Consider the following 6,655-nt stretch of genomic DNA (forward strand, 5'->3'; position numbering starts at 1 on the left):
GGAGGCGGGCAATGGGCACACCCCAACCTGACGTCAGGCTGGAAGCCTATAGGCGTCCACATAAGGTTTGATTCTCCTATTTCTTACGGTCGGGCATCGAGCTTTTAGAGCTCAACATGACACTACGGTCTGCCATGGGTATCGCGTGGAGCGTCATCCTGTCGGCGGCCGGCACCAGGTCAGCACTCCTGGTTCCCGCTAGTGCGGGCGCCGGGTTGAATCAGGCGGAACAATCTTCACCCGAGGCGAGAAGAGCCCTAGATGTCCTTCTTACATAAGGGCTACGGAGATTTCCGTTTTCAGCGCCCGGAACGGGGAGGGCTAGGGCCCCGAAGGCACGCCGACTTGGACTGCGATGCTGCTGGGGGTGGTGGTGCCGTTGCCGAGCTGCCCCTTATCGTTGTCGCCCCAGGCGCGGACGGTCCCGTCCTGCATCAGGGCGTAAACGGTGTCGTATCCGCGGGCTACGTATAGTGATGTGGCGCTGGTGAGGCCAGAGACTTGGATGGGCACGCTGCTGTCGGTGGTGGTCCCGTCGCCAAGCTCCCCCAAGCCATTGAAGCCCCAGGCTCGGACGGTCCCGTCCTGCATGAGAGCGTAGAGGTCATTAAGCGAAGGGCTTATCGATGTGGCGCCGGTGAGGCCAGCAACTTGGACGGGCACACTGCTGTCGGTGGTGGTCCCGTTGCCCAGCTGCCCGTTAGCGTTGTAGCCCCAGGCTCGGACGGTCCCGTCCTGCATGAGGGCGCTAGCACTGCCACTCCCCGACGCTGAGATCGATTTGGCGCCGATGAGTCCGGAGACCCGGACGGGTATGCTGCTGTCCGCGGTGGTGCCGTTGCCGAGCTGACCGGAGTGATTCGAGCCCCAGGCACGCACGGTCCCATCCTGCATCAGCGCGTACGACGCGCCGGCCCCGGCCGTTATTGAGGCGGTGCCGGCGAGGCCGAGGACCTGCACGGGAACACTGCTGTCCGTGGTGCTGACCGGAGTAATTGGAGCCCCAGGCACGCACGGTCCCATCCTGCATCACGGCGTAGGCTAAGCGAATCCCTGCGGCTAGGGATTTAGTGCCGACGAGATCGGTGACCTGGACGGGGACGCTGCTGTCCGTGGTGGTGCCGTTGCCGAGCTGACCGGAGTAATTGGAGCCCCAGGCACGCACGGTCCCGTCTCGCATCAGCGCGTACGCAGTCTCGTCCCCCCCGGCAGTTATAGACAGGACTCCGGTGAGGCCGGCTACTTGCACGGGAACACTGCTGTCGGTGGTGGTCCCGTTGCCGAGCTGCCCCTTATCGTTGGAGCCCCACGCGCGGACGGTGCCGTCCTGCATCAGGGCATATGTTGTATCCCATTGCGAGGCGATGGAGACTACGCCCGAGAGGCCTGTGACCCGGACGGGGACGCTGCTGTCGGTGGTGGTGCCGTTACCGAGCTGGCCGTGGTCGTTGTTTCCCCACGCCCAAACGGTCCCGTCGGTCTTGAGCCCATATGCGGCGTGGTTACCGTCGGCAACGGCCGTGATACCTGTAAGTCCTGTCGGAGCTGTGGGCGGCGGGGTTGGAGCTTTCGTGGTGAGGGTGGTGGTGAGGCTGCTGGTTGTTTGGTTGTTGTCGGTGAGGGTGAAGGTGACATTACGGGTCCCGGTTTGTGTGGGTGTCCCGGTGATTGTTCCTGTGGCGGGGTTGAGGGTGAGGCCGGGTGGGAGGGTGCCGGTGGTGACGGACCAGGTGTAGGGGGCGGTTCCGCCGGTGGCGGTGAGGGTGGCCCGGTAGGCTTCCCCGAGGGTGGCCACCGGTATGTTGGCGGCACTGATCGCCAGCGGGGGTGGTGTGCTGGCCGGTGGCTTGATGGGGGTGTCGTAGGTGGCGATGCGTTGTTCGAAGAAGTTGCCGGAGAGCAGGGTGATTTTGGCGGGTGACTCGGGCCAGAAGCAGAGTAGGCAAGCGCCGAGTTCGTATCCGACGCTTCCATCGATCGTAGCGATGGGGTGGTTCGCGGGAGTGTATTTAGTGTCGACGACGGCGTTGAGTTGTCCGGTTACCCCGACTATGTCGTCCAGGGCTGCGCGCATGTCGATGAAGGCGGTGGCTTTGGCGTTGACTCCGCTATCACTGTTCAGGGCCAGCGGGTCGTTCTCGGTTTTACAGTAGGAGGTGCGGGACTCTTTCCCGCCTTGGCTCCGGTACTGGGCGCCGCAGATGAACGTGATCGAAGTTCCCAGTTCGACTTTGCCCGAGACGTCAAGGGTCACAGCAGGCTGGGCTGCCATAACGACGACTCCTGCCTGGCCGGCCGGGACTGTGGTTTTCAGTTCAGGGAACGATATTTCACATTTCCCTTGCCCGGACAAGCTCGCTCCGACATTGACGGTGATCTTGCCGGTGAGGTCGAACTGGAAGAGATCGATCCCGACTCCGCCGAGAAGAGGGTTTTTCCAGGTGGCCGTCATGGCAGGCGACAGATTCGGGGTCACGGAAAGCCCGGCTTCCTTTCCGGTGATCCCTCCCTCGCACTTCATTTCCGGCCTGTAGGCCTGAGCTGAGATCATTCCGGGCGCCGCTTGGGACGCGATGGTGGGTGCGGTCGGGTCGATGCTGTGGAGGATGCCGGCGTTGTATGCCTGGCCTGGGGTCGCGGGCGTGAGAGCGGCCGTGATGGTCCCGCCGGCGTTGGGGGTGATCTTCGTGACGGAGCCGATGGCGCCGGACTCGATCAAGGGTGTGGGGGCCAGGACCAGGAACTGGCCTACTGCGATCGTTGTGCCGTTGACCGAGGGCCCGGTGAGGGTGACAGTGTTGACTTTCTGTGTGGTGGTGTCGCGGGTGACGTTTATGATCACGCTCGCGGGGACCTGCACGGTGTGGTTTGTCGGGGTGAGGATGGCGCATGCCTTGGCTATGCATTCAGCGGGGAGCGCTGTGGGGATTTTCAGGGTCCTCGTTACCGTGGTCTTCGAGCCGGCCGCGTCCGTGACAGTGAACGTTGCCGTGCTCGTTCCGGTGTTCGTGGGAATGCCGGTGATCGCTCCATCATCAGTGACCGTTATACCCGCCGGGAGGCCTGTCCCGGTCCATTTCAGGGGGGCGATGCCGCCTGTCGCGGTAACCGTATCGAGGTAGTTGGCGCCGGCGACGCCGTCATTCAGGGTTCCATCTGTGATCGCCAGGGGGTGGGTGACGCGGTAGAACCGGTACATGAACGCGGCCATTGCGTCACGGTTCACGGCGTTCAGGGGCCGATAGGTTTTCGTGCCGTTGCCTTCGTCCCAGCCGGCAGAGATGCCCGCGGATGCCAGCCAGGTGATCTGCGCGTAAAATTGGTTGTTGGTTGCCACATCGCTGAACGCCGCACCTTGGGCGCCGAGCGGTGGGCTTCCGGCGTACCGATACATAAACGCGGCCATCGCATCACGGTTCACTGCAGTAAGGGGCCGGTAGGTTTTCGTGCCGTTGGCCTCGTTCCAGCCGGTGGAAATCCCCTGCGCAGCAAGCCAGGTGATCTGCTTATAGAACTGATTGTTCGTCGCCACATCGGAAAACGGGGACACACCCGGCGGCGTGAAGGCCGGGCTGCCTGCCAGGCGGTACATGAAGGCGGCCATCGCGTCACGGTTCACGGGCAACAGGGGCCCGTAAATCCTGCTTCCATCAGCCTGATCCCAGCCCGTGGTCACACCACGGTCAGCCAGCCACGAGATCTCGGTAAAGAACTGGTTCGCGGCATCGACATCCTGAAATGTCTGCGTGGCTGCGTTCAGCGGCTGCAATGCCTCGGTTGGGATCAACGCCGGGGCGACTCCCCCGGCCCCTACGCCCGTCCCCGCTCTACCCGTCGTCCCGTCGAACGCACTGGCCGGTACGGAACCAACGATCAAAGAGAATACCGAAAAAATGCTGAAAACAGCGACCAAAAAACGGACACGCTGGAAAAGACCCACAGTTACTGCTCCCCCAAAAGAAACTGCACCCACCAAGAAATGTGAGTGGAACCCCGCACAACTGCAAGACCGACTCTGATCTAACCACCAGGCAACACGTCCCGCCAACAACGGGACTAAAACACAAGGCAATAACCTTCAACTGGCATTCCCCGACACAAAACGCGGCCCAATCCACCACTACCAGCGCCGCCAATTCACCTAAGTCTTTTGCCTTACCTTCTAACCCCTAACTCAAGAATTCATCAAGAACACCGCAGATTAAAGGGATGAAGATGAGTATCGCTAGGGCCGGGTCCAAACCGCGGTATTATCGGCCAGAGCCGAGGGCGGCGATGTTTTGGAGCTGGCCCGGTGTCAGGCCGCTTAATTGGGGGTAACCGCCTGTGATTTCTCGCTCCGGCAGCAGGTCATTCGTCAGAGCGATCGGCGCCTTGATCGTCATCCTACTCACCATGGGGGCAGGTACTGCCGGCGCGGCAGCGTCACCTTGGCTGCCCCCGTCGATCATTGTCCCGCAGCAGCCTGGGGCACCCAGGGCAAGCGCAACAACGGTTCAGGTGCCCACGGCGTCCCTGACATTCACCGATGTCCCTGCCGCGAGCCAGTTCTACAGCGAGATCTCATGGCTCGCCGGACACGGGATCAGCACCGGCTGGACCGAAGCAGACGGCTCCCGGACCTACCGCCCCCTCCTCGCCGTTAACCGCGATGCTATGGCGGCCTTCATGTACCGGCTCGCGGGTAGCCCGGCTTTCACGCCGCCGGCCACCTCCCCCTTCACCGACATCACAACGGGCGGACAGTTCTACAAGGAAATCACGTGGCTGAACTCGACCGGTATAACCACCGGTTACGACAACGGTGACGGCACACGCAGCTACCACCCACTCTCCCCCGTCAACCGGGACGCTATGGCCGCATTCATGTACCGGTTCGCCGGCAATCCCTCCTTTACCCCACCAGCGACAAGCCCCTTCGCTGATGTCGCGACCGACAACGTGTTCTACAAACAGATCACTTGGCTAGCATCTACCGGGATCAGCAGCGGATGGACTGAGACGAACGGGTCGAAAACGTACAGGCCACTAAACCCCGTCAACCGAGACGCCATGGCCGCATTCATGTACCGGTACGCAAATAATGTTCCTACTCCCCCGCCAGTGCAGCCCTTGGGCCCTGTTACCGCTGTCAAAGCCGTAGCGACCGGGCCGACAAGCGTCGACCTGAGCTGGACGAATCCGACCAACAGCACCTACACCGGCGTCAGCATCCGCCGCACCCAGGGAACCACCGCCCCCACCTCGGTCACCGACGGCCAACCCATCACCGACGTTCCCGCCCCCGCCACCGCGTTCCGCGATACAGCCGCCGCAGCTAAGACCACATACACCTACGCCTTCTTCGCCCACGACGCATCTAACGCTTACTCCATCGCAGCGACAGTCACCACCACAACCCCTGACAACCCCGCCACACCAGTGCAACCCGTGGGCCCTGTTACTGCTGTCAAAGCCGTCGCGACCGGGCCCACAAGCGTGGAGCTGAGCTGGACGAACCCGACCAGCAGTACCTACACCGGCGTCAGCATCCGCCGCGCCCAGGGAACCACCGCCCCCACGTCGGTTACCGACGGTCAACTCATCACCGATGTTCCGACCCCAGCCACAAGCTTCACCGACACAGCGGCATCCGTTGGCACCACCTATTCATATGCACTCTTCGCCCACGACGCCAGCCAAAATTATTCATTGCCGGCCTCCATCACCACGACGACGCCCGAAAAGTGCAGACCAAGCATCCGCACGGTAACAGGTGTTGTAGCAGGTAATACGACCTGGGCCCCCGGGTGCTCTGACACCTACGTCGTCAACGGACCTCTTGAGGTTGCGAAGGGGGTGACGCTGACGGTTGAGGCGGGCACCGTGGTCAAGTTCGCCGGGAGCACAGCCCTGGCCGTCAACGGTGCACTGAAAATCAACGGCACCTCCTCAGCCCCGGTCACCTTCACCTCCTACTGGGACGATACCGCCGGAGGGGACACCAACGGCGACGGAACAACCACCCGCCCAGCAGCCAGTAACTGGCAAGGCATAAAGATCAACAACGACGCCGAACTCACCGCCACCCATCTAAACGTTCGGTACGGGGCAACTATCAAAGCGGATGGACCCACCATTTATAAGGTCACCGATTCAACCGTGACGGATAACAGCGGTGGCCTGAGCGTCGACGGTGACTCGTCGACCAAGGAAATACTGATCCACGGCAACACGTTGACCCGCGCTGGATACGTCCTGGTGAACTCCGGCTACCGCGCGTCCGATGCCGTACCACTGCAGGTCAGGAACAACACGGTCACCGGGATCACCTATGACACCCCGCCTTATCAGATCTGGGACACCCGCCTGCAGCCGTCGAACCTTACAGGCAACACCGCGGCGGGCAATAAGAGTAACGTCATCAAACTCGACGGAACCCTTATTGAGGACTGGACCATGCCCACCACTGGACTGCCCTATCTCCTCGGAACCCACTACGGTGACTGGGTACCTTTCGAGGTTGCGAAGGGGGTGACGCTGACGGTCGAGGCGGGCACCGTGGTCAAGTTCGCCGGGAGCACAGCCCTGGCCGTCAACGGTGCACTGAAAATCAACGGCACCTCCTCAGCCCCGGTCACCTTCACCTCCTACTGGGACGATACCGCCGGAGGGG

General features: G+C 62.1%; 3 protein-coding genes and 2 pseudogenes. 1 reads left to right on the forward strand and 4 read right to left on the reverse strand.

The genetic code is table 11. The features are described from left to right. Positions 1–321 precede the first annotated feature (321 nt). From ACWRN3_RS18660 to ACWRN3_RS18675, 4 genes and pseudogenes are all read right to left on the reverse strand, one after another. On the reverse strand, positions 322–741 hold the full coding sequence (locus ACWRN3_RS18660) for an RCC1 domain-containing protein (protein ID WP_476741591.1): 420 nt from the start codon (positions 739–741) through the stop codon (positions 322–324). Between the two features lie 66 nt (positions 742–807). Continuing rightward, a pseudogene (locus tag ACWRN3_RS18665) lies at positions 808–1,023 on the reverse strand (hypothetical protein); the annotation flags it as partial. Positions 1,024–1,078: 55 nt separating this feature from the next. Beyond that, positions 1,079–3,604, reverse strand: a pseudogene (locus ACWRN3_RS18670) (putative Ig domain-containing protein); the annotation flags it as partial. Between the two features lie 646 nt (positions 3,605–4,250). Beyond that, on the reverse strand, positions 4,251–4,385 hold the full coding sequence (locus ACWRN3_RS18675) for a hypothetical protein (RefSeq protein WP_476741581.1): 135 nt from the start codon (positions 4,383–4,385) through the stop codon (positions 4,251–4,253). A 10-nt stretch (positions 4,386–4,395) separates the two neighbouring features. On the opposite strand from ACWRN3_RS18675, the gene ACWRN3_RS18680 reads away from it, so the two are divergent. Continuing rightward, on the forward strand, positions 4,396–6,655 hold a 2,260-nt coding region (locus ACWRN3_RS18680), incomplete at its 3' end, for an S-layer homology domain-containing protein (protein WP_476741582.1).

This window comes from Pseudarthrobacter sp. rb (genome assembly GCF_056389225.1).

Coding starts and splice junctions, on each gene's coding strand:
- ACWRN3_RS18660 (WP_476741591.1), bottom strand. CDS start 741: ATGCAGGACGGGACCGTCCGAGCCTGGGGCTACAACGCTAACGGGCAG.
- ACWRN3_RS18675 (WP_476741581.1), bottom strand. CDS start 4,385: ATGACGATCAAGGCGCCGATCGCTCTGACGAATGACCTGCTGCCGGAG.